Origin of the sequence: Streptomyces sp. NRRL S-337 (assembly GCF_000720175.1) — a bacterium.
GTDB classification, from domain to species: domain Bacteria; phylum Actinomycetota; class Actinomycetes; order Streptomycetales; family Streptomycetaceae; genus Streptomyces; species Streptomyces siderophoricus.
The window spans coordinates 127,508-148,368 of record NZ_JOIX01000005.1; the positions used below are offsets into that span (position 1 = coordinate 127,508).

Here is a 20,861-nt window from a genome sequence, read left to right on the forward strand (position 1 = left end):
GCCACGACCTGCCCGATGCCGCGCCGGCCGAGCTGTACGGGTCGAGGCCGAAGGGGTCGAGCTGCACATCGACGGCACCGACGTGCAGGTCCGGCGCCCCAAGGCGCGGCGCGCGTCGAGGAGAATCCTTGCCGCGCGCAGTTGCAGCTCTTGTACGAGCTGCCCACCCCACGTATGAGTTTGGTCGCCAACGTGCACGTCTCCTGACCCATGCCGGGAGTTTGCCGACGTGTGACCCCTCAGCATGGTCCTGACCTGCGGCCACACCAAACCACGTCACGTTGATCAGCAGCTTCACGGGTACCTCCTGGTGGGCGGGCCGGTCCGGCGCTGCACGTATCGGCCCGCGGCGGCGCCGAGGGCACCGGCACGCGCCGGGCGACTCCGCGCGCGTGATCGGCCCGGAGGTGGTCTGCTGGAACGGGGGCCGTCCGTACATCACCGTCGCACGTCCCTGGAGAGCCGTATGAGGAGTTATCGCGCCGCCCAGGTCGCCGCCGCCCAAGGCCCGTTCGAGATCGTCGAGCGCGAGGTGCCGGAGCCCGGCCCCGGGCAGGTGAGGGTGGCCGTGGACGCCTGCGGGATCTGCCACAGCGATTCCGTCTTCGTGGACGCCCAGGTCCCGGGCGTCCGGTTTCCGCTGGTCCCCGGGCATGAGATCGCCGGGCGCATCGAGGCGCTGGGCGCGGACGTGGACGGCGGCTGGCACGTGGGCGACCGGGTGGCCGTCGGCTGGTTCGGCGGCAGCTGCCACCACTGCCCGCCGTGCCGGCAGGGCGACTTCGTGGTGTGCCAGAACCTCAAGGTCCCGGGCTGGGCGTACGACGGCGGCTACGCGGACCTGGTGGTCGCGCCGACCGACGCCCTGGCCCGCATCCCGGAGGCGCTCCCGGCGGCCGAGGCGGCGCCGATGGCCTGCGCGGGGGTGACCACGTTCAACGGGCTGCGGCGCAGCCCCGCCCGGCCGGGCGACCTGGTCGCCGTCCTCGGCATCGGTGGTCTCGGCCACCTCGGCGTGCAGTACGCGGCCGCGATGGGCTTCGAGACCGTGGCCATCGCCCGTGGCGCGGCCAAGGCCGACTTCGCCAAGCAGCTCGGCGCGCACCACTACGTCGACAGCACGGCGGCCACCCCCGTCGCGGACGCCCTGCAGTCCCTCGGCGGCGCCAAGGTCGTCCTGGCCACCGCGGCCAACTCCGACGCCATCGCCGCGACCGTGGACGGGCTGTCCCACCGCGGCGAGTTGGTGGTCATCGGGGTGTCCCCCGACCCGCTGGGGATCGGTCCGGTGCAGTTGATCATGAGTGGCAAGGCCGTCCGCGGTCATCCGTCCGGCACCGCGCAGGACGTGCAGGACACCATGGCCTTCAGCACGCTGCACGGCATCCGCCCGATGATCGAGACCGCGCCGCTGGACCGGACCGACGAGGCCTACCGGAAGATGCTCTCCGGAACGGCCCGCTTCCGGATGGTGCTCACCCCTCGCTGACGCGCACCCCTCGCTGACGCGCACCCCACGTTCTGCCGCGGCACTCCTGCGGGCACCATTTGATAATGGTTTCCATTATCGATAGGTTCCGCTGTGAGACCGCGACCGACGAGAGGTAGTCCGTACATGTCCGCCCACTGTCAACTGACCGGTGCCCGGCCGGGCTTCGGCAAGACCATCTCCCACTCGCACCGCCGGACGTCCCGCCGGTTCGACCCGAACATCCAGCGCAAGCGCTACTGGCTGGCGAGCGAGGGCCGCCACGTCCGGCTCACCCTCAGCGTCAAGGGGATCAGGACGGTCGACGCCATCGGGGTCGAGGCCGCGGTGGCACGCATCCGGGCGCGAGGGGTGAAGGTCTGATGGCCAAGCAGAGCAAGATCGCGAAGAACGAGCGGCGCAAGGTGATCGTCGAGCGGTACGCGGCCCGGCGCGCCGAGCTGAAGGAGATCATCCGGCGGCCTTCGTCGACCGAGGACGAACGCGCGGCCGCCCAGGCCGAGTTGCGCCGGCAGCCGCGCGATGCGAGCGCGACCCGGGTGCGGAACCGGGACGGCGTGGACGGCCGGCCGCGCGGGCACCTGCGGAAGTTCGGCCTCTCCCGGGTGCGGGTGCGGCAGCAGGCGCACGCCGGGTTCCTCCCCGGCGTCACCAAGTCCTCCTGGTAGGCGGTGGCGGCGGCGCGCCCGCAGACGAGGCAGCGGCCCGGGCGGGTGCCCGGGCCGCTGGGCCGTGGGGGAGTCCGGCCCCTGCCGACGGCTAGCTGTCAGACAAGGCTGCCGGCGCCGGCCGGGACCCGGCCGAGTTCCTCGGCGCGCAGCCGTGCGTAGCCGGGGAGGACGACCTCGTTCAGCAGCGCGGTGCGCTCGTCGAAGGGGAGGAAGGCGGCCTTGACCGCGTTGACCGTGAACTCCTCCAGTTCGGCCGCGCCGTAGCCGAAGGTGGTCGCCAGGTGCTGGAACTCCTGCGTCATCGTCGTACCGCTGACCAGGCGGTTGTCGGTGTTGAGGCACACCCGGAAGCCGAGCCGGCGGAGCAGGTCGATCGGGTGCTCGGGGTAGCTGGCGGCGGCGCCCGTCTGGAGGTTGGAGGTGGGGCACACCTCCAGGGCGATCCGCATGTCGCGGACGTACGACGCGAGCCGGCCCAGCGTGACCCGGCCGTCGGGGCCGGTCGAGAGGTCGTCGGTGATCCGCACCCCGTGGCCGATGCGGTGGGCGCCGCAGCGCAGCACCGCCTCATGGATGGAGTCCATGCCGACCGCCTCACCGGCGTGGATGGTCACCCGGGCGCCCTGGGCGCGGAGGTAGTCGAACGCCTCGGCGTGGTTGCCCGCCGGGTTGCCGATCTCGCCCCCGGCGATGTCGAAGCCGGCCACCCCGCGGTCGCGGTGCGCGACCGCGAGCCGGGCGATCTCCAGGGAGCGGTCCGCGTGGCGCATGGCGCACAGCAGGGTGCCGACCCGGATGCGGTGGCCGGCGGCCGCGGCCCGCCGCTCGCCCTCCCGGAAGCCGGCGTTCACCGCGTCCACGACCTCGTCCAGGGACAGCCCGCCGGTCAGGTGCTGCTCGGGGGCGTAGCGCACCTCGGCGTAGACCACGCCGTCGGCCGCGAGGTCCTCGGCGCACTCCGCGGCGATCCGGAAGAGCGCCTCCGGGGTCTGCATGACCGCGCAGGTGTGCGCGAAGGTCTCCAGGTAGCGCTCCAGCGAACCCGAATCGGCGGCGTCGCGGAACCAGCGGCCCAGTGCGGCGGGGTCGGTGGTGGGCAGGTTCCGGTACCCGATGTGCCCGGCCAGCTCGATGATCGTCGCGGGGCGCAGGCCGCCGTCGAGGTGGTCGTGCAGCAGCACCTTGGGGGCGCGCCGGATCTGCCGCTCATCGAGGACGTGGGGAGCCGCCAGCGGCAGCTTGTCAGACAAGGTCATGGGGCGGGAGTATGACACGACTTCCCGGGGACGGCGAACGCGTCCCCGGAGCGGGTGCCGGCCGGGCCAGGGCGGGGCGTCCCGGCAAGTGCCCGTCGGCCGTCCCGGCAGGTGCCCGCCGGCCGGCTACCGGGCCTGCCAGACCGGCAGGGCGGGCGCGCCCGGCGGCAGCATGTGCTTGGCCGCCAGCAGCGGCGTGCGGTCCAGCCGGACGACCTGGGTGATCAGCACCGCCGGGGTGTCCGCCGGGCGGCCCAGCTGCGCCCCGCGCTGCCGGCCGAGGGTGGTGGCCACCACCGTGCTGCCGCCGGTCAGCGGCAGCCCCCGCCCGGCCGCGAGCAGCAGCCGGAGCATCGACGACGAGCCCGCCGCCGGCCCGTCGAACGCCTCCACCGCCGCCGGCAGCAGCTCGGCCAGCAGCTCGTCCCGCGCCGCCCACTCCTGCGTCAGGCACGAGGGCAGACCGGCCACCTCGACCAGGCTCTCCCAGAAGCGCACCCGGCAGGTGCCCGGCAGCAGCAGGTGCTGGGTGGAGAAGTCGGTCGGCTCCTCGTACGTACGGGCCAGGGCGGAGGTTGCCACCTGGCGGCCCTCGCCCAGCAGCTCCTCGACCGGCTTGAGGTACTCGAAGCCGCGCGGCGGCAGATGGTGGCTGACCGTGCGGCCCACCCCGCGCCGCACGTTGATCACGCCGTCCTCCTGGAGCAGGATCAGCGCCTCGCGCAGCGCCGGCCGGCTCACGCCCAGCTCGGAGGCGAGCCGGGGCTCGGTCGGCAGGGTGGAGCCCGGCGGGTAGGTGCCGTCCCGGACCGCCTCGACCATGCGCTCGTAGAGCGCGACGACCGGTCGCCGCTGCGGTTGCCTGCCGGCCATGTCGGTCTCCCTCTCCCACGGCATCCCACCCTGTCCGACAAGTCTGCCCCACCTGCGCCGGATCATGGGCCGGTGGCCGGCCGACGGTACGGCAGGGTCGGCACGGCAGAGGAGGACTAACATGAATGAATGGGGCGTTCGCAGGGGACCGTGACGCAGCGCTTGATCGGCGACCACCTGGTGTCCGGCCGTATGGAACCGGGCGCGGAGATCGCCCTGCGGGTGGACCAGACGCTCACTCAGGACGCCACCGGCACGCTGGTGATGCAGGAGCTGGAGGCGCTGGCGCTGGAACGGGTCCGCACCGAGGTCAGCGTGCAGTACGTCGACCACAACATCCTGCAGGCCGACGAGCGCAATGCGGAGGACCACCTCTTCCTCCGCTCGGCCGCGCGCCGTTTCGGGCTGTGGTTCTCCAAACCCGGCAACGGCGTCTCCCATCCGACGCATATGCAGCACTTCGGAATTCCCGGGAAAACCCTGGCCGGTTCGGATTCCCACACCTGCGCCGCCGGATCCCTGGGAATGCTGGCGATCGGAACCGGCGGGCTGGAAGTGGCCCTCGCCATGGCCGGACGGCCGCTGCACCTCACCATGCCGGAGATCTGGGGAATCCGGCTGACCGGCGAACTCCCGCCGTGGGTGAGCGCCAAGGACGTCATCCTGGAAATGCTGCGCCGCCACGGCGTCCAGGGCGGTGTCCACCGCATCCTGGAATACCACGGGCCCGGACTGGCCTCCCTCACCGCGATGGACCGGCACGTCATCGCCAACATGGGCGCGGAACTCGGCGCCACCACCACCGTTTTCCCCGCCGACGACGCCGTACGGGTATTCCTCGAAGCCGTCGGGCGGGGCGCAGACTTCACCGAAATCGTCGCCGAACGGGACGCCGCCTACGACCTGACGGAGGAGATCGACCTGGCGTCGCTGGAACCGCTGATCGCCCGGCCGACCTCGCCGGGAAACGTCATCGGCGTACGGGAGGTCGCCGGGGAGCCGGTCGGCCAGGTCGTCATCGGATCGTCGGCCAACCCCGGATTCCGCGACTTCGCGGTGCCCGCCGCCATGGTGCGGGGACGGCAGACCGCCCCGGGAGTGAGTTTCGACATCAATCCCACCTCCCGGGAGATCCTCCAGGACCTGACCCGGTGCGGGGCCACCTTCGAACTGATCGCGGCCGGCGCCAGAATTCACCAGTCGGGCTGTCTCGGCTGCATCGGCATGGGCCAGGCCCCGGCCGCGGGCCGCAATTCGCTGCGCACCTTCCCGCGGAACTTCCCCGGCCGCTCCGGCACCGACGACGACGCGGTCTGGCTGTGCTCGCCGGAGACCGCCACCGCCTCCGCGCTCACCGGCACCATCACCGATCCCCGCGAATGGGCCGCCCGCTCCGCCATGGACCACCCGGCTCCCGCTGCCCCGGACCCGGTATCGGTCAACGACGCCATGCTGGAACCCCCGTTGCCGCCGGACGAGGCGCTGCGGGTGGAGCTGGAACGCGGCCCCAACATTTCCGCACTGCCCGAACTCGACCCGCTGCCGGACGAGATGGAACTCCCCGTTCTCCTCAAGGCCGGTGACGACGTCTCGACCGACGAAATCTCCCCGGCGGGCGCCAAGGCACTGCCCTACCGTTCCAACATCCCTAAACTCGCGGAATTCACCCTGACCCGGCTCGACCCGGACTATCCGCGGCGCGCGAAAGCGGCCCAGGAGGACGGCGGACACCTCATCGTCGCCGGGGAGAATTACGGGCAGGGCTCCTCGCGGGAACACGCCGCCATCACTCCGCGCTATCTCGGCCTACGTGCCGTCATCGCGAAGTCGTACGCCCGGATCCACTGGCAGAACCTCGCCAACTTCGGCGTGCTGGCCCTGGAATTCGACGACCCGGACGACTACGGGCGCATCGAGCCCGGGGACCGGCTGCGGCTCACCGGCCTGCACGAGGCGCTCGCGGAGCACGGCCCGCCGGCTCTCCGGGTCCGCAACACCACCCGCGACGAGGAGTATCCGGTCCATCACCGGCTCTCGCCCGGCCGGCGCCGGGCGGTCCTGGCGGGCGGCGTCATCCCGGCCCTGGCGCGGTGAGACCGGGGCTCAGCGCGGGCCAGACCCGGCGGCCGGGCGCCGCTCGCGGCGGATGCGGCGCAGCAGGACGACCAGGTCCAGCGCGGCGAGGAGCGCCAGCACCCCGCAGACCACGGCCAGCACCAGCAGCGCTGTCGGGCCGGGGGAGTCCTGCGTGCCGGATGCCCCCGACCACACCGCGAAACACGCCGTTGCGGCGCCGAAGACCACTACCGCGGCGGCCGACAGGACCAGCCTGAGCCGCAGCGGACTGCGGGCCGTGACCGGCTCGGTGCCGCTGCGCCCGCGGCCCGGCGGCCGGGGCCCGTCCGGACGGTCCTCGGACACGGTCGCGTCCCCTTCCGATCGGCCGACCCCGTGCCGGGAAATCCCCGGCACGGGGGCCGCTGAGCCGAGCCGTTCGCCTCCGGGGGCACCGCGGCGGTTCCCTCACCCACCGCCTGCGGACCCGGGGCGCGGTTCGCCCTCCCTTCCATTCTCCCACCCGGTGCCACGGCACGGGCGGCGCGGCAGGGCGGCCCCCCGGTCGTCTCGCGCGCATCCGCCCCTGGCCGCACAGTGGAAACGATGAGCTGGACGAGCAGCGGGCGGGCAGCCCGCGGGCAGGGCGAAAAGGCTGATCGGGAGGCGTGAGGCGCGATGACCAGCGGTGCCGGTTCCGGCCGGTACGCGCACCTGGACCCGGACACCGGGGCGGCCTTCGAGGAACTGGCCACGCTGGCCGACGGTGACCGCAAGGAGAGGCTGCGCGAGGAGATCGTGCGGGCCTGGCTGCCGATGGCCCACCGGCTGGCCCGTCGCTACACCGGCCGCGGGGAGAGCGACGAGGACCTGCGGCAGGTGGCCGCGCTCGGCCTGCTCAAGGCGATCGACGCGTTCGACCCGCGGGCGGACACCCCGTTCGGCGCGTTCGCGGTGCCCACCATCGTCGGCGAGCTCAAGCGGCACTTCCGCGACGCGATGTGGGCGGTGCACGTCCCACGCAGCGTCAAGGACCTGCGGACCAAGGTCTTCCACGCCCGGGAGGAGCTGGCCGCGCGCGCCGGTCAGCAGGAGGTCACCGTACGCGACCTGGCCGCCCACACCGGCCTGACCCAGGAAGAGGTCCTGCTCGGCCTCGACGCCGAGAACACCTTCACCGCGCTGTCCCTGGAACGGCCCCTGGGCGGCGACGGCTCCGACACGCTCGGCGAGCTCGTCGGGCAGGAGGACCCGGCCCTGGCCCTGGTCGACGACCGGGCGGCGGCCACCGCGGGCCTGCGCATGCTCCCGGAGCGTGAGCGGCGCATCCTCTACCTGCGCTACTTCATGGGCCTCACCCAGAAGGAAATAGGCGACCGGGTCGGCCTCTCCCAGATGCACATCTCCCGCCTCCTGCGCCGCTCCTGCGATTTCGTCCGCGAACAGACCTTCGCCGCGCCGCGGACGTAGGAAATCCGGAGCGCGCGGCACCCCTCGGCCGGGTCGCCGCCCCGCTCCGGGCGGGGCACTCTGGAAGCGTAATCGCGTGCCAGAGCCAAGCTGTGAGGTGCCCGATGAGCACTCTCGAAGAACACATAGACATCAGCGTTCCGCTCGATACGGCATGGCAATGCCTGCATCGGGCGGAGGCGTATCCGCAGTTCCTGGACGGGGTGCGCGCCGCCCGTTCGGAGGGCGAACGGACCCGTCTCGACGTCGAGGCGGGCGGCCGCACCCGGGAGTTCGAGGTCAGGATCACCGACCGGGGCGGGGAGAACGTGATGACGTGGCGGACCACGAGCGGACCCAGCCTCGGGGGCGCCTTCTCGCTGCTGTCCCTCGACGACGACCACACCCGCCTGCAGGCCCGCTTCGAGTACGAGCCGGGGACCATCACCGACACCTTCGGCGGGCCCAAGGGCTTCGCCCAGGCCGCCGCCATCGAGCGGGGCCTGCGCAGCGACCTGCAGCAGTTCAAGGAGCTGGTGGAGCAGGGCGGATGAGCCGCGCCGGTTCTTCCTGACGCGGAGGGGGCGGTGTCCTGACGCGAGGGGCGGTTTCCTGACGGGAGACGGCGATGCCGGACGCAGTGGTGATCGGTGCCGGGCCCAACGGCCTGGTCGCGGCGAACCTGCTGGCCGACGCCGGGTGGACGGTCGAGGTGCTGGAGGAGCAGGAGGAGCCGGGCGGCGCGGTCCGCAGCGACCGTGGTGTGCACGCCGACTACGTCAGCGACCTGTGCAGCTCCTTCTACCCGCTGGCCGCCGCCTCGCCGGTCCTCGCGCGCCTGGACCTGTACGAGCAGGGGCTGGTGTGGAGCCATGCGCCCCGGGTGCTGGCCCACCCGCTGACGGACGGCCGCTGCGCGGTGCTGGACCGCTCCGCCGGAGACACCGCGGCCGCACTGGAAGCCTTCGGCGCCGGCGACGGGGTCGCCTGGCAGGGGCTGTGCGGCATCTGGGACCGGATCGGCCCGGACCTGCTCCGGGCCCTGTTCACCCCGTTCCCCCCGGTCCGGGCGACGGCCCGGCTGGCCGCCCGGCTCCGCGCCGCGGGCGGGCTGCGGTTGGCCCGGCAGCTGCTGCTGCCCGTACGGCGCCTGGGCGACGAGGAGTTCCAGGGCGAGGCCGGACGGCTGCTGCTGGCGGGCAACGCGCTGCACGCCGACCTCGCCCCGGAAGCGGCGGGCAGCGGCGGGTTCGGCTGGCTGATGTCGATGCTGGCGCAGTCCTACGGCTTCCCCGTGCCGGCCGGCGGGGCGCAGGAGCTGACCTGGGCGCTGGTCCGGCGGCTGCAGCGGCGCGGCGGGGTGCTGCGCTGCGGGGAGCGGGTGGTCGGGATCGTGGTACGCGCCGGGCGCGCGGTGGCGGTGCGCACCGCGATCGGCGAGACCGTGCCGGCGCGCCGGGCGGTGCTGGCCGACGTGTCCGTCCCGGCGCTGTACGGCCGGCTGATCGACCCCCATGAGCTGCCCGGTCGTCTGCTGGCGGACCTGCGGCGCTTCCAGTGGGACTTCGCCACGTTCAAGGTGGACTGGGCGCTGGGCGGGCCGGTGCCGTGGGCGGCCGAGGCCGCCCACACCGCCGGCACCGTGCACCTCGCCGACGGGATGGACGAACTCACGCGGTTCGCCGCCCAGATCGCCATGGGACAGGTGCCGGACCGGCCGTTCGCGCTGTTCGGGCAGATGACCACCGCGGACCCCACACGCTCGCCGCCGGGCACCGAGTCGGCCTGGGCCTACACCCACGTACCGCACCGGGTCCGCGGGGACGCGGCGGAGCGGGGCGGGATCACCGGCGCGTGGGACCGCGGGGAGCAGGAGGCGATGGCGGACCGGGTGGAGGCGCAGGTCGAGCGGTTCGCCCCCGGTTTCCGGGCGCGGATCAAGGCCCGGCGCATCCTCGCCCCGCCCACCCTGGAGGCGCTGGACGCCAATCTGCACGGCGGCGCGGTCAACGGCGGCACCACCGCCGTCCACCAGCAGCTGTTCTTCCGGCCGCTGCCGGGGCTGGGACGCCCCGAAACCCCCGTCGAGGGGCTCTACCTCGCCTCGGCCGGCGCGCATCCGGGCGGCGGGGTGCACGGCGCACCGGGGGCCAACGCGGCCCGGGCGGCCCTGCGCCGCGCACCGGGCAGCCTGCTCCACCGCACCCAGCGCGCCCTGGGGCGGGGCGCCCCGCTCCGCGCCGGCACCTGGCCGTGACCTCCGGCCGTGCGCTGCGCCCTAGGACGCCTGGTGGTCGCCGTCCCGCCCCGGCACCACCACGACGGGTGCAGCCGCGCGGTGCAGCACCTCGCCGCTCACCGAACCGAGCATCAGCCGGCGCAGGCCCCGGCGGCCGTGGGTGCCGACGACCAGCAGGGCCGCGCCGCGGGACGCCTCGGTCAGCATCGCCGCCGGGCGGATGCGTTCGACGCGGGCCTGCACCGTGACCTCGGGGAAGCGGTCCAGGCGCTTGGCGGCCTCGGTACGGAGGATCTCCAGCGCGGCCGCGTCGAGCGCCTCGAAGTCCGGCGCCACCAGGCTGGGACCGGTCGGCACCTCGCCGGGGTGGAAGGTGGCGTGCAGCAGCTGCAGGCTCGCCCCGCGCGCCGCCGCCTCCTCGTACGCCACGTCCAGAGCCCGCGCGCGGAGGTCGCCGAGGTCCACCCCGACCACCACCCGGTTGTCGGGGTCCGCGGAGGTCTCCCCGGGCCGTACGACGATGACCGGGCAGTCGGCGTGGGTGGCCACCTGCTGGCTCACCGACCCCAGCGACAGCCGCGGGAAGCCGCCGCTGCCGCGGTGGCCGAGGACGAGGAAGGCGGCCTCCGCGGAGCGCTCCAGGAGGACCGGCGCGGGCCGGCCGGGCACCGTCTCGGTGGTCACCGTGATGCCGGGGAACTCCGTGCGGGCCAGCTCGGCGAGCCGTTCGGTGACGGCGGCCGCGGACGCCGGCGGCCCCTGCCCGTTCCCCTCCCCGTCGCCGTCCCTCGTGGCACCGGCGGAAACCGGGTGGCCGGTGACGTGGAGCAGATGCAGCGGGGTGTGGTGCAGCCCGGCCTGCCGGGCGGCGTGCCGGACCACCGTCCGTTGGTCGCTTCCTTCGTCAACACCGGCCAGGACCGGGCGTATCGGCGAGGCACCGGACATCGGAGTCACTCCTGTTCGGGTCGGGCACGCCGGGGCCGGGCGACCCCGGGGGAAGAGCGGCTACCCCGCCGTGGAGCGGTCAAGCGGGCCGGTCCGGTCCGATCGTGGCCGGGGCCAGCAGCATGAGAGCCACGTCGTCCTGGCGGTCCGCCCCGGAGTAGCGGTTCTCCAGCAGGATGTCCGCGAGGGCGTCGGGCTGCCGGGGCGGTGCCGCGCTCAGCCGGCCGGCCAGCTCGGCGACCGCGCGGTCCAGGTCGACCCCCGGCTGCTCGATCAGGCCGTCGGTGTAGAGCGCCAGTACGGAGTCCGGCGGCAGGTCGATCTCGGTGGCCTCGTACCGGGCGTCGGGGTCGATGCCCAGCAGCAGCCCGTGCGGCACGTCCAGCACCCGGGTGTGCCGGTCGGGGTGGCGGAGCAGCGGCGGCGGGTGGCCGGCGCTGGCCAGACAGGCCCGGCCGGAGCGCAGGTTGATGTGGACGTACAGGCAGCTGGTGAACAGGTCCGGGTCCAGGTCGGTCAGCAGCCGGTTCGTCCGGGCCAGCACCTCGCCCGGGGAGGCGCCCGCCGTCGCATGGGCGTGCACGGCGGTGCGGGCCTGCCCCATCAGGGCGGCCGCCGCCGCGTTGTGGCCCTGTACGTCACCGATGACCGCGGCCACGCTGTCCTCGTCCAGGCGGATCAGGTCGTAGAAGTCGCCGCCGATGTCCATCCCGCGGGTCGACGGCAGATAGCGGGCGGCGACCGCGAGACCGGGCACCGACGGCAGACCGTGCGGCAGCAGCCCGGCCTGCAGGTCGTGGGCCAGCTGCTGTTTGGCGTCGTACAGCCGGGCCCGGTCCAGCGCCTGGGCGATCAGTCCGGCCAGTGAGGTGAGGACCTGGTGCTCGTCCGTGCTGAAGGTGCGGGGGCGGTCGTAGGAGAGGATGCAGCAGCCGACCGGGCGGCCGGAGACGATCAGCGGCAGCACGGCCCGGGCCGCCTTGCCGGTCAGCTGCGGCAGCCCCGGATAGTCGCGTTCCATCTGCTCGGGGGTGGTGTAGAAGCTGGGCTCCCCGGTGGACAGGGCGTGCACGGCCGGGCTCTTCGCGGCGCCCAGCGCGAGCCCCTCGAAGGCGGCGATGGCCTCGGCGGGATAACCACGGTGGCCGATGGTCCGCAGCCGGCCGGCTTCCGCCGCGTACATCAGCATGCCCTGGGCCCCGAAGGCCGGCACGATCTGGTCGGCGACGAGGTCGACGACGTCCTGGACGCCCACCGCCTCGGTGAGCGCGGCCGCCAGGTGCAGCACGTGGTAGATCTGCCCGGCCCGGGGCGGCACCGTCTCTCCCGGTGCCGGCACCGGCAACGGGCCGTACTCCTTGCCGGCCGGGACCTCCGAGGGCGCGATCCACACGCTCAGGCCGCGGCCGTCCGGGAACAGCCGGAAGGTGAGCCACCGGTCCGGCGGGCGGAAGGCGACGAAGGACATCGGCTGACGGCTGATCACCGCGGCGCGGTACCGGTCCTCGAACACCGGGTCGCGCAGCCAGGGCAGCGCCTCCCAGGGACGCGCCCCGAGCAGCCGGTCCGGCTCCGCGCCCAGCAGTTCCGCGGCGCCTGTCGTGACCAGGGTGAGGGAGCCGTCCAGGTCGAGCGCGCAGGCGCCGCCCGGCAGGCGTTCGGCGAAATCGACCGCGGCCAGCGCCTCCTCGGGGCCGACGGTCCGGGCCGGCGGCGGGGTCAGCACCCGCGGCTCGACCGGCCGCGGCGGGTGTCCGTCGGATCGCCGGGGGTGCCCCGCCAGCACCGCCGCGAGCTGCCGGCAGCCGTTCTCGACGCGCTCCCGCTCGTCCGCCGACAGGCGCGGCGGATGATCTGCCGGCCACAGCAGCAGCAGCGCGCCCCGGCTCCCGTCCGCGTCCCGGTCGCCGATCGGCGCCGCGGCCAGCGCGAAGTCGTACGGCACGGCCACCGCCGTACGGGGGAAGTCACGGACCAGCTGCTGGTGGCTGCCCGCCCACACCAGGTGCCGCCGGCGGACGGCGACCGCGACCGGGATGGGGGCGGCCAGCGCCACCCGGCTCCACGGCTCCAGGAACGGCGCGGGCACGCCGCTCATGACGGTCAGTTGCAGCACCGGCTCGTCGTCCGCCAGCACGTACACACCGCCGGCGGACGCCCCGGCGTCCAGCATCGTCCGGAGCAGTGCCCGGTCCAGCGGGTCGGTCCCGGTCCCGCCGCTCATCTCGCACCTTCGCACCGCTGTCGTCGTGACATCTGCGACCCGCTCCGGCCCGCCGTCGGTCCGGAACAGTGCTGACGTTACGCCGACGGCCGGACCACGGCATGCGAGCGGCCGCCTGCGTCCTGCCGCCGGCGGGGCGTGTGCGAGGGCCGTGCGGCTGTGGGCCGTCTGGCTCGCGATATAGGACAAACCGCCGTATATCATGTAATGGCGCCTCTTGAACCTGGCGCGGGCAGCATGTCACCTCCGAATCCTGAGAGGAAACATGGCCGCAGACGAAGAGGACGACGAAGCACCGGACCGGCGCCCGAGTCGCGGAAAGGCGGCCGGGAAAGGCAGCGATGCCCCTTCCGGCAGCAGCGATGCAGCTTCCGGCAGCCGGGAAACGGAGGAGAGTGGAACGGAGCGCGCCGCCCGCCGCGTTTCCGCGCCGCGGGCGATGCGCTACGCGGCCGAGCAGCTCCAGGAGCTCCTGGGCCGGGCCCCCGAGTCCGTCTCCGCGGTCCAACCGACGGAGGACGGCTGGATGGCCGACGTGGAAGTCCTGGAACTCGAACGCGTCCCCACAACGAGCAGCGTGATGGCGAGCTACCGAGTGACGCTCGACGAAGAGGGCGAGCTGATGTCCTACGAGCGCACCCGCCGCTACACCAAAGGTCAGATCGGCCAGAGCTAGGCCGGGCGACGCCGACATCACAGTTCGCCAAGTGAACGACACGGCCACTTTTTGGTGACATCCGGAGTGCGCCGGTGAAAGGGAGGCACCGTGAGTGTAGTGCCGCAAGGAGGAGGAGCCGTTGCGACGGGTGGCGGACAGGCCACCGGCAACCTCTACGACGTCGTGGAACTGCTCCTGGACCGTGGTCTGGTCATCGACGTCTTCGCACGGGTCTCGCTGGTGGGTCTGGAGATCCTCAAGGTCGACGCCCGCATCGTCGTGGCCAGCGTGGACACCTACCTGCGCTTCGCCGAAGCCTGCAACCGCCTCGACCTGGAGTCCGGCCGCAAGGCCCCCTCCAAGCTGACCGACGTCGTCGGCGAGGTCACCGAGGGCGGCGCGCGCGGCAAGACCAAGGGGGCCCTGAGCGGGGTCGCGGAGTCCGTGGCCGACGCCCTCAAGGCCGGCGTCCAGGAGTCCGAGGAACGGCACAAGGAGCCCGCGGCCAAGCGCGAGCGACCGGTGAGGCACCGAAAGGACTGAGCCATGCCCGTCTACGTCTACGCGATCGTCTCCCGCAGCCATCCGCAGAAGCTGGACGGTTTGAACGGAGTGGGCGACCCGCCGTCAGAATTGCGCACGGTGGTCGGCGAGGAGCTGACCGCGGTGGTCAGTGATGCCCCCGAAGAGCTACGGCCCAAGCGCCGCGACCTCGCCGCCCATCAGGCCGTTCAGGAGCGGCTGATGGCCGACGGCACGGCCCTGCCGCTGCAGTTCGGCTTCACGGCCGACGACGAGGACGCGGTGCGGACCGTGCTGGAGGAACGCGCGGAGGAGTTCGCCGAGCGGCTGCAGGCGCTGGAGGGCTGTGTCGAGTACCACCTCAAGGCCGCCCAGAACGAGGAGGCGATGCTGCGCCAGATCCTCACCGAGTCGGACCAGGCGCGCCGGATGAACGAGGAGGTCAGAAGCGGCCGGGCCGGCCCGGACCTGCCGCTCGCGCTCGGTGAACTGGTCTCGAAGGAGGTCGAGGCACGCAAGGAACGGCTGGCCGCCGCGGTCTCCGAGGCGCTGAGCGGGTTCGCCCGAGAGGAAAGCACCTACAAGGCGGCCGGGGACGACTTCCTGAGCGTGTCCTTCCTCGTCGACCGGGACCAGGAGGAACGCCTGCGCACCGCGGTGCAGAAGATCGCCGACGAACTGGGCGAGGACTTCGACCTGCGGCTGCGCGGTCCGCTCCCCGTCTACAGTTTCGTCTGATCCGCCAGGCCCGGCCGGTCGTCCGGCTCTTCCGGGCGTCCGGTCCGTGGCCTTGTCCAGGGAGTTCCCATGGGTCTGCTGGGACAGATCGCCACCCTTCCGATCGCTCCGGTGCGCGGCATCGTCTGGGTCATGGAGAAGGTGGTCGAGGCCGCCGAGAACGAGTACTACGACCCCGCCCCCGTGGAAAAGCAACTCGCCGCCCTGGAACGGCAGTTGCTGGCCGGGGAGATCGACGAGGAGACGTTCGACCAGCGGGAGGACGAACTGCTGGACCGGCTGGAGGAGATCCGGGCCCATATCCGGGGCGCCGGCGGCTGAGCCGGGGCGCCCGGCCGCCGGAACGGCAGGGAATCGAGGTGCAGGTCCGTGAGTGAACCCGTCGCCAGGAGGCTGGGTGACCATCCGTCCAGGGCCGCCCCGTCCGGCGGCCAGGGCACCTCGGCCAACCTCGCCGACATCCTGGAACGCGTCCTGGAAAAGGGCCTCGTCATCGCCGGCGACATCCAGATCAACCTGCTCGACATCGAGCTGCTCACCATCAAGCTGCGGCTGCTGATCGCGTCGGTGGACAAGGCGAAGGAGATGGGCATCGACTGGTGGGAGCACGACCCCGCACTGTCCTCCCGGGCCTCCGACGGCTACCGCTCGCTCGCCGAGGAGAACCGGCGGCTGCGGGCCGAACTCGCCGCGGCGCGCGACCGGCCCGCGGGCGACGAACTGCCGCCGGGCGACACGGCGGAGCGGCCCGACGACGCCGGGGCGGGCGAGGAAGCCGAGAACGTCCGGGCGAACGAGCGGGCCGCGGTGACCAAGCAGGCCGGGCAGGCCCAGGCCAAGCGGGCCAGGCAGGCCAAGCGCGCCGAGCGGGCCACGGCGGCCGAGCGGGCCACGGAGGCCGAGCCGGCCGAGCCGGCCCAGCCCGCGGACCGTCCGGCCGCCCGCGGACGGCGCAGTGTGAGCGGCAACCCCGGCACCTCGGGCACGTCGGGCACCTCCGGCCGGGCCCGCACCTCCGGCACCGCCCGCAAGCGGGCCGAGCCGCGCCCCCGGGGCAAGAAGCGGGACGAGCCATGACCGAGCTCATCACCTATGCCTACGCAGTCGCCCGGGACGCCGACGGATCGCTGGAAGCGGAGCTGTCCGGGCTCCCGGGGGTGGCCGACGCACCGGTGCGCCTGGTGCGTACTGGCGACGACGGCGATGTGGTCGTCGCCGTCAGCGCGGTGCCCGCGGCGGACTTCGACGAGCGCGCACTCCGTTCCCACCTCGAAGACCTGGACTGGCTGGAGGTGGTCGCCCGCGCCCACCACCGGGTGATCGAGGCGCTGGCCGCCCGGAGCACCGTACTGCCGCTGCGGCTGGCCACCGTCTACGTCGACGACGAAAGCGTCCGGCTGATGCTGGCGGACCGCCGGCGGGCGTTCGCCGAACGGCTCGCCGAGCTGGCCGCACAGACCGAGTGGGGGGTCAAGATCTACGTCGAGGCCGCCGAGGCCCCCGAGGAGCCGTCCGCCGACCAGGACATGAGCCCCGGGCGGGCCTACCTCAGCCGGCGCAGGGCGCAGCGGCACGCCCGCCAGGACGCCTACCGGCACGCCGAAGAGGCGGCCCGGCGGGTCGAGGAGACCGCCCGCACCTACGCCGTCGACCAGGTCAGGCACCGGGCACAACAGGGCGAACTGGCCCAGGGCCCGGGCGAGAACGTCGTCAATGACGCCTACCTCGTGCCGCAGCAGGACGCCGAGGACTTCCGCGCCGACGTCCTCCGGGCCGGGGACGGCTTCCCCGGCGTCCGCGTGGAGGTCACCGGGCCCTGGGCGCCCTACTCCTTCGCCGTCCCCGCCGAGGCCGAACCCGTGCGGAGAGCCGCGCCGTGAGGCCCGTGGGCGGGCCGCCGGCCAGGTCGGACGAGCCGCTGCCGAACCAGCAGGTCGCGCTGATCGACCTGCTGGACCGGCTGCTCAGCGGCGGTGTGGTGCTCACCGGCGACGTGGTGCTCTCCATCGCCGACATCGACCTCGTCCGCATCACGCTGCGCGCGCTGGTCGTCTCCATCAGTGCCGCGAACCCCTCCCCCTGGCCGTCGCGCGAGGAACTGGCGCAGCGGGGCGAATTGCCGTACCTGGAGCAGCCGACGCTCCCGGAGGGCGGACCATGACACAGGACGCCCGGTGGCCGGCCGGCGCCCGCTTCGACGAGGTCGCGGACGCTGCGGCGCGCGCCTTCCGCCTGCTGCCCGCGGCACCGGAGGACGACGTCCTGCGCACGCCGGGCGGTCCGTCGCACCGGCCCGCCCACCGGATCGCGACCGATCCCGACACGGTGGAACGCGACCTGATGAAGCTCGTCCTCACCCTCGTCGAGCTGCTGCGGCAACTCATGGAGCGCCAGGCCCTGCACCGGGTCGACGCCGGGGACCTGACCGAGGAGCAGGAGGAACGGCTGGGCGAGACGCTGATGATTCTGCACAGCCGGATGGTGGACCTCTGCGCCCGGTACGACCTGTCACTGGAAGACCTCAATCTGGACCTCGGACCCCTCGGGACCTTGCTGCCACCGGCACCGTCCTGACCGGCGCCGTCCCGCGACAGGGGCCCGGACCGACCACCTCCCGAGAAGCACGACCAGAAGCACGACCAGGAGCACCACAAACAACACCACCAACAACACAACCAACAACACAACCAACAAGGAGCACGACAGGAGCGCGACATGGACATCAGGAAGAAGACCCGGGAGCTCAGCGGCACCGCCGCGGGCAAGGCCAGGGAAGCGATCGGCAAGACCAAGGAAACGACCGGCAGGGCCCGCGGTGACGCGGGGCTCGAACACCGGGGCAGGGCCGAGAAGGCCATGGGCAAGGTCAAGCAGGCCGTGGAGAAGGGCCGGCACACACTGAAGCACTGAGCCTGCTGCCCGGCCGGAACGGTCGACGAAACGGTCGACGAAAAAACCGGTCCCCGCCGCCCGTGTCTCCGTGCGGGCGGCGGGGACCGGTGGCGTATGTGCGCGACTCCGGCCGGTCCGGTTCAGCCGTCGGCGTCTGGCAGTCGTACCCGCACGGTGCCGTCGGATTCCACGCTCACCTGGAACGCGGGCTGCGGCGCGGTGGCCGGCCCCCGTACGTTGGCGCCGTCCGCCAGCCGGAAGACGCTGCCGTGCCAGGGGCACTCCACACAGCCGTCCGCGACCTTCCCGTCCGACAGCGGCCCCGCCAGGTGGCTGCACCGGTCGGCGAGGACGTGGATGTGGCCGCCCGGCTGCCGTACCACCACGAGGGGCACCTCACCCAGCTCCCGGCGCACCGCCTCCCCGACCGGGAAGTCCTCCACCCGGCCCACGGTGTGCCAGCCCGCCACCACGAGGTGCGGCACCGGCTGGGCCTTGTTGCCGCCCGCGGCCTGCCGGTAGGCGAGGTGCCCGCCCAGCAGCCCGCCGGTACCGGCCGCGCACAGCCCCGCGAGTCCGAGCGCCTTGCCCAGCGCGGTACGGCCGCGGCCGCGCTGCACCCAGGAGTTCGCGTACAGGCCGATGGCCGCGGCGATCGACGCGGCGTGCACCAGCCCGGTGCGCATCTGGTCCTGGTGCTGCTCGGCCCAGTCCACCCAGCCGGCCAGCGCGGCCGGTACCGCGGACAGCACGCCCACACCCACCAGCACCCGGGCCCCGCGCTGGGCGCCGGGCACCAGGTCGAGCACCGCGGCGGACAGCCACGAGCCCAGCGGGAGCTGTACCAGGGCCGGGTGCAGCGGATGACCGATCGGCAGCCCGTGCAGCACATCGCGCCAGCGCCCCAGCGGCAGCCCACGGACCACCCGCTGGAGCGGGCCGATCACCGGGTCCAGCTTCTCCAGGCGGCCCAGCTCGTCGAGGGAGCGCAGGAACGTGGCCTCGGTGCGGGCCGCGGCGCCTTGCAGCGTGCCGGTGTCGCCGCCGGAACCGGTGACCGTCTGCAGGACGCCACCCGCACCCGGGGAGAGGACGGCGAATTTCGTGTACCGCGCGGAGAGCCGCATCAGCCTCACTCCTCTTCGGTCTCTTCCTCGTCCTCTTCGGCGGGCGCTTCCTCTTCTTCTTCCTCGTCCGTTTCTGCTTCCGCTTCCGCGGACTCTTCGCCTTCCTCCCCCTCTTCGCCCTCCTCTTCCGGTTCCTCTTCCTCTTCTTCCTCTTCTTCCTCGGCCGCTTCGCGCTCCTCTTCCTCGACGGCCTCTTCATGGGTCCGGACGACCTCGCCGTCGCGGATCTCACCGCGCCAGCCCTCCGCTTCCTGGTCGGTGAGGGTCACGTAACGCTGGAAGTGCTTGAAGTCCAGCCGCAGCCGTCGTCCCTGCACCCGCCAGATGTTTCCGGTCTTCTCGAAGAAGCCCGAGGCGTAGTACTCGACGACCAGCACGATGCGGGTCAGATTCGGCGCCAGCTCGTGGAAACTCACCGCGCCCCGGGTCGATCCCTTGGCCCCCTCCGAGGTCCAGACGATCCGGTCGTCCGGTATCTGTTCCTGGACGGTCGCCTTCCAGCCCCGGGTCGACGGTCCGACCTTGGCCTTCCAGTCGCTGGACGTCTCGTCGTGCGGCGACACATTGCGCACGCCTTTGGTGAAGCGGCTGAATTTCTCGTACTGCGTCCAGTGGTCATAGGCGGTACGCACCGGCACACCGACGTCGAGGACCTCGATGATGTTGGTGACCTTCTGGTCGCCCGAGCTGCGCTTCTTTCCGCCGCCGAAGGCCTCCTTGGCCTTCCCGAGCAGGCTGTCCTTGACGCTTTTCGCCGTTCCGGAGAGCACGGCCTTGGCGGGGGACTTGCCGCCCAGCAGGCCCATGCCGATCTCCTTGCCCAGGGAGCCGCCGTGCTCGGCGACATCCGTGAGCCGGTCCGTCACGTCCGTCAGCTTGTCGCCGGCGCGTTCGGCGAGGCTCCCCACCCACGCCGTCATGAGGTTTCCGAGCTCGTCCCGCACCCGGTCCAGCCCCGAGTCCAGACCCGTTCCCGTTCGTGCCATGACCGGTCACCTCCCGCCTCTGCCGCGTGACGCGGTCTTCTTGGCGGCGCTCTTCTTCGCCGGAGCCTTCTTGGCCGCCTTGGCCGTCTTCTTCGCCGCCGGTGCCTTCTTGGCGGCGGCCTTTCGTGCCGGGGCCTTCTTGGCGGCCTTCTTGGCCGGGGCCTGCTTTCCGGCGATCTTCTTCTCCGGGGCCCGTTCCCCGCGGGCTCCGCCGCCGCGGCGGGGCGGCTCCTCGTCCTCCTCTTCCTCGTCCGGCTCTTCCTCGTCCGGCTCTTCCTCGTCCTCGCGGTCGTGCGCGCCTTCTTCTTCCTCTTCTTCCTCCTCCTCGGGCTCCTCGTCCTCCTCCTCAGGCTCCTCCTCGTACTCCTCCTCTTCCTCGTCCTCGTACTCTTCGGGGCCGAGTTGGAGGCGACGGGTCCGGTCCTGGAGGGTCTCGGCGAGCGAGGCCAGCTGGCGGGTGGCGGCGGACGTCAGGGCCTTGCGGCCGGCGTCCATCACCTCACCGCGGAGCTGGTCGCCCAGATCCGCGACCTGGGGGATGTCCCCGAGCTTGCGGACGCCGTCGGACACCAGCTGACGGGGGTCGAGGCCGGATTGGCGCCCGGCCAGATAGGACGCCGCAGTGAGCGCGAGCCGACCCTTCTTGGTACGGCCCAGCACATAGCCGCCGGCCATGGCGGCGGCGAGCATGATCTTCGTTCTCTCGTTCATGGACGTGTCACCTTTTCCTGGGC

23 protein-coding genes and 1 pseudogene are annotated in these 20,861 nt (G+C 72.9%); 16 read left to right on the top strand and 8 right to left on the bottom strand.

The window, feature by feature from the left end; translation table 11 throughout:
* The first annotated feature begins 466 nt into the window (after positions 1-466).
* The 3 genes from IG62_RS0106715 (at position 467) to rpsN (ending at position 2,157) form a co-directional block, all read left to right on the top strand.
* Positions 467-1,489: an alcohol dehydrogenase catalytic domain-containing protein gene (locus IG62_RS0106715; RefSeq protein ID WP_030798652.1), complete on the top strand. Its 1,023-nt coding sequence runs from the start codon at positions 467-469 to the stop codon at positions 1,487-1,489.
* A gap of 126 nt (positions 1,490-1,615) precedes the next feature.
* A complete protein-coding gene (gene rpmB / locus IG62_RS0106720) occupies positions 1,616-1,852 on the top strand; it encodes a 50S ribosomal protein L28 (RefSeq protein WP_030798654.1) in 237 nt (78 codons plus the stop codon).
* Complete coding sequence (gene rpsN, locus IG62_RS0106725; RefSeq protein WP_030798656.1) at positions 1,852-2,157, top strand: 30S ribosomal protein S14; 306 nt, start codon at positions 1,852-1,854, stop codon at positions 2,155-2,157. Before rpmB ends, rpsN begins: the two co-directional genes overlap by 1 nt.
* Before the next feature lie 98 nt (positions 2,158-2,255).
* Here the strand turns inward: rpsN and IG62_RS0106730 are convergent, their stop codons facing one another.
* Both IG62_RS0106730 and IG62_RS0106735 read right to left on the bottom strand, forming a co-directional pair.
* A complete protein-coding gene (locus IG62_RS0106730) occupies positions 2,256-3,416 on the bottom strand; it encodes an adenosine deaminase (RefSeq protein ID WP_037837886.1) in 1,161 nt (386 codons plus the stop codon).
* 126 nt (positions 3,417-3,542) lie between these two features.
* Positions 3,543-4,289 carry a GntR family transcriptional regulator gene (locus tag IG62_RS0106735; RefSeq protein WP_030798662.1) on the bottom strand — a complete coding sequence of 249 codons (747 nt, stop codon included), beginning with the start codon at positions 4,287-4,289 and terminating at the stop codon, positions 3,543-3,545.
* A gap of 129 nt (positions 4,290-4,418) precedes the next feature.
* Here IG62_RS0106735 and IG62_RS0106740 point away from each other — a divergent pair, with 129 nt between their 5' ends.
* A complete protein-coding gene (locus IG62_RS0106740; RefSeq protein ID WP_030798665.1) occupies positions 4,419-6,383 on the top strand; it encodes an aconitate hydratase in 1,965 nt (654 codons plus the stop codon).
* 9 nt (positions 6,384-6,392) lie between these two features.
* Here IG62_RS0106740 and IG62_RS0106745 read toward each other — a convergent pair whose 3' ends face one another.
* A complete protein-coding gene (locus IG62_RS0106745; RefSeq protein ID WP_030798667.1) occupies positions 6,393-6,710 on the bottom strand; it encodes a DUF6343 family protein in 318 nt (105 codons plus the stop codon).
* 312 nt (positions 6,711-7,022) lie between these two features.
* Between IG62_RS0106745 and IG62_RS0106750 the strand changes: the two genes are divergently transcribed.
* The 3 genes from IG62_RS0106750 (at position 7,023) to IG62_RS0106760 (ending at position 10,050) form a co-directional block, all read left to right on the top strand.
* Positions 7,023-7,814 (top strand): SigB/SigF/SigG family RNA polymerase sigma factor, encoded by a 792-nt coding sequence (locus IG62_RS0106750; protein ID WP_030798669.1) that lies wholly within the window; start codon positions 7,023-7,025, stop codon positions 7,812-7,814.
* A 104-nt stretch (positions 7,815-7,918) separates the two neighbouring features.
* The gene (locus IG62_RS0106755) at positions 7,919-8,347 is read left to right on the top strand and encodes an SRPBCC family protein (protein WP_030798672.1); all 429 of its coding nucleotides are present in this window, start codon (positions 7,919-7,921) and stop codon (positions 8,345-8,347) included.
* Between the two features lie 74 nt (positions 8,348-8,421).
* The gene (locus tag IG62_RS0106760; protein WP_037837887.1) at positions 8,422-10,050 is read left to right on the top strand and encodes a phytoene desaturase family protein; all 1,629 of its coding nucleotides are present in this window, start codon (positions 8,422-8,424) and stop codon (positions 10,048-10,050) included.
* A 21-nt stretch (positions 10,051-10,071) separates the two neighbouring features.
* Here IG62_RS0106760 and IG62_RS0106765 read toward each other — a convergent pair whose 3' ends face one another.
* Positions 10,072-10,980: a universal stress protein gene (locus IG62_RS0106765; RefSeq protein WP_030798679.1), complete on the bottom strand. Its 909-nt coding sequence runs from the start codon at positions 10,978-10,980 to the stop codon at positions 10,072-10,074.
* A 79-nt stretch (positions 10,981-11,059) separates the two neighbouring features.
* Positions 11,060-13,204 (bottom strand): SpoIIE family protein phosphatase, encoded by a 2,145-nt coding sequence (locus IG62_RS0106770; protein ID WP_030798682.1) that lies wholly within the window; start codon positions 13,202-13,204, stop codon positions 11,060-11,062.
* Between the two features lie 265 nt (positions 13,205-13,469).
* On the opposite strand from IG62_RS0106770, the gene IG62_RS44320 reads away from it, so the two are divergent.
* The 9 genes and pseudogenes from IG62_RS44320 (at position 13,470) to IG62_RS0106815 (ending at position 18,032) form a co-directional block, all read left to right on the top strand.
* Positions 13,470-13,880 carry a gas vesicle protein gene (locus IG62_RS44320; RefSeq protein ID WP_030798685.1) on the top strand — a complete coding sequence of 137 codons (411 nt, stop codon included), beginning with the start codon at positions 13,470-13,472 and terminating at the stop codon, positions 13,878-13,880.
* 90 nt (positions 13,881-13,970) lie between these two features.
* Positions 13,971-14,405 (top strand): gas vesicle structural protein GvpA, encoded by a 435-nt coding sequence (locus IG62_RS0106780; RefSeq protein WP_030411251.1) that lies wholly within the window; start codon positions 13,971-13,973, stop codon positions 14,403-14,405.
* Positions 14,406-14,408: 3 nt separating this feature from the next.
* Positions 14,409-15,122: a GvpL/GvpF family gas vesicle protein gene (locus IG62_RS0106785; RefSeq protein ID WP_030798688.1), complete on the top strand. Its 714-nt coding sequence runs from the start codon at positions 14,409-14,411 to the stop codon at positions 15,120-15,122.
* A gap of 69 nt (positions 15,123-15,191) precedes the next feature.
* Positions 15,192-15,443, top strand: a complete 252-nt coding sequence (locus IG62_RS0106790) for a gas vesicle protein GvpG (protein ID WP_030798691.1) — start codon at positions 15,192-15,194, stop codon at positions 15,441-15,443.
* A gap of 72 nt (positions 15,444-15,515) precedes the next feature.
* Positions 15,516-15,858: pseudogene (locus IG62_RS0106795) on the top strand (gas vesicle protein); the annotation flags it as partial.
* Positions 15,859-16,195: 337 nt separating this feature from the next.
* Positions 16,196-17,002 (top strand): GvpL/GvpF family gas vesicle protein, encoded by an 807-nt coding sequence (locus tag IG62_RS0106800; RefSeq protein ID WP_030798694.1) that lies wholly within the window; start codon positions 16,196-16,198, stop codon positions 17,000-17,002.
* Positions 16,999-17,283 (top strand): gas vesicle protein, encoded by a 285-nt coding sequence (locus IG62_RS41455; RefSeq protein WP_051797697.1) that lies wholly within the window; start codon positions 16,999-17,001, stop codon positions 17,281-17,283. Before IG62_RS0106800 ends, IG62_RS41455 begins: the two co-directional genes overlap by 4 nt.
* Positions 17,280-17,696 carry a gas vesicle protein K gene (locus IG62_RS0106810; protein ID WP_030798698.1) on the top strand — a complete coding sequence of 139 codons (417 nt, stop codon included), beginning with the start codon at positions 17,280-17,282 and terminating at the stop codon, positions 17,694-17,696. Before IG62_RS41455 ends, IG62_RS0106810 begins: the two co-directional genes overlap by 4 nt.
* A 141-nt stretch (positions 17,697-17,837) precedes the next feature.
* Complete coding sequence (locus tag IG62_RS0106815) at positions 17,838-18,032, top strand: CsbD family protein (protein ID WP_030798701.1); 195 nt, start codon at positions 17,838-17,840, stop codon at positions 18,030-18,032.
* Positions 18,033-18,154: 122 nt separating this feature from the next.
* Here IG62_RS0106815 and IG62_RS0106820 read toward each other — a convergent pair whose 3' ends face one another.
* From IG62_RS0106820 to IG62_RS47065, 3 genes are read right to left on the bottom strand one after another with little or no spacing between them, the layout of a single operon-like run.
* Positions 18,155-19,141, bottom strand: coding sequence for a Rieske (2Fe-2S) protein (locus tag IG62_RS0106820; protein WP_078871856.1), 987 nt, complete (start codon positions 19,139-19,141; stop codon positions 18,155-18,157).
* 5 nt (positions 19,142-19,146) lie between these two features.
* The gene (locus IG62_RS0106825) at positions 19,147-20,127 is read right to left on the bottom strand and encodes an SRPBCC family protein (RefSeq protein WP_030798705.1); all 981 of its coding nucleotides are present in this window, start codon (positions 20,125-20,127) and stop codon (positions 19,147-19,149) included.
* Positions 20,128-20,133: 6 nt separating this feature from the next.
* Positions 20,134-20,838: a hypothetical protein gene (locus IG62_RS47065; protein WP_037837892.1), complete on the bottom strand. Its 705-nt coding sequence runs from the start codon at positions 20,836-20,838 to the stop codon at positions 20,134-20,136.
* Between the last annotated feature and the right edge of the window lie 23 nt (positions 20,839-20,861).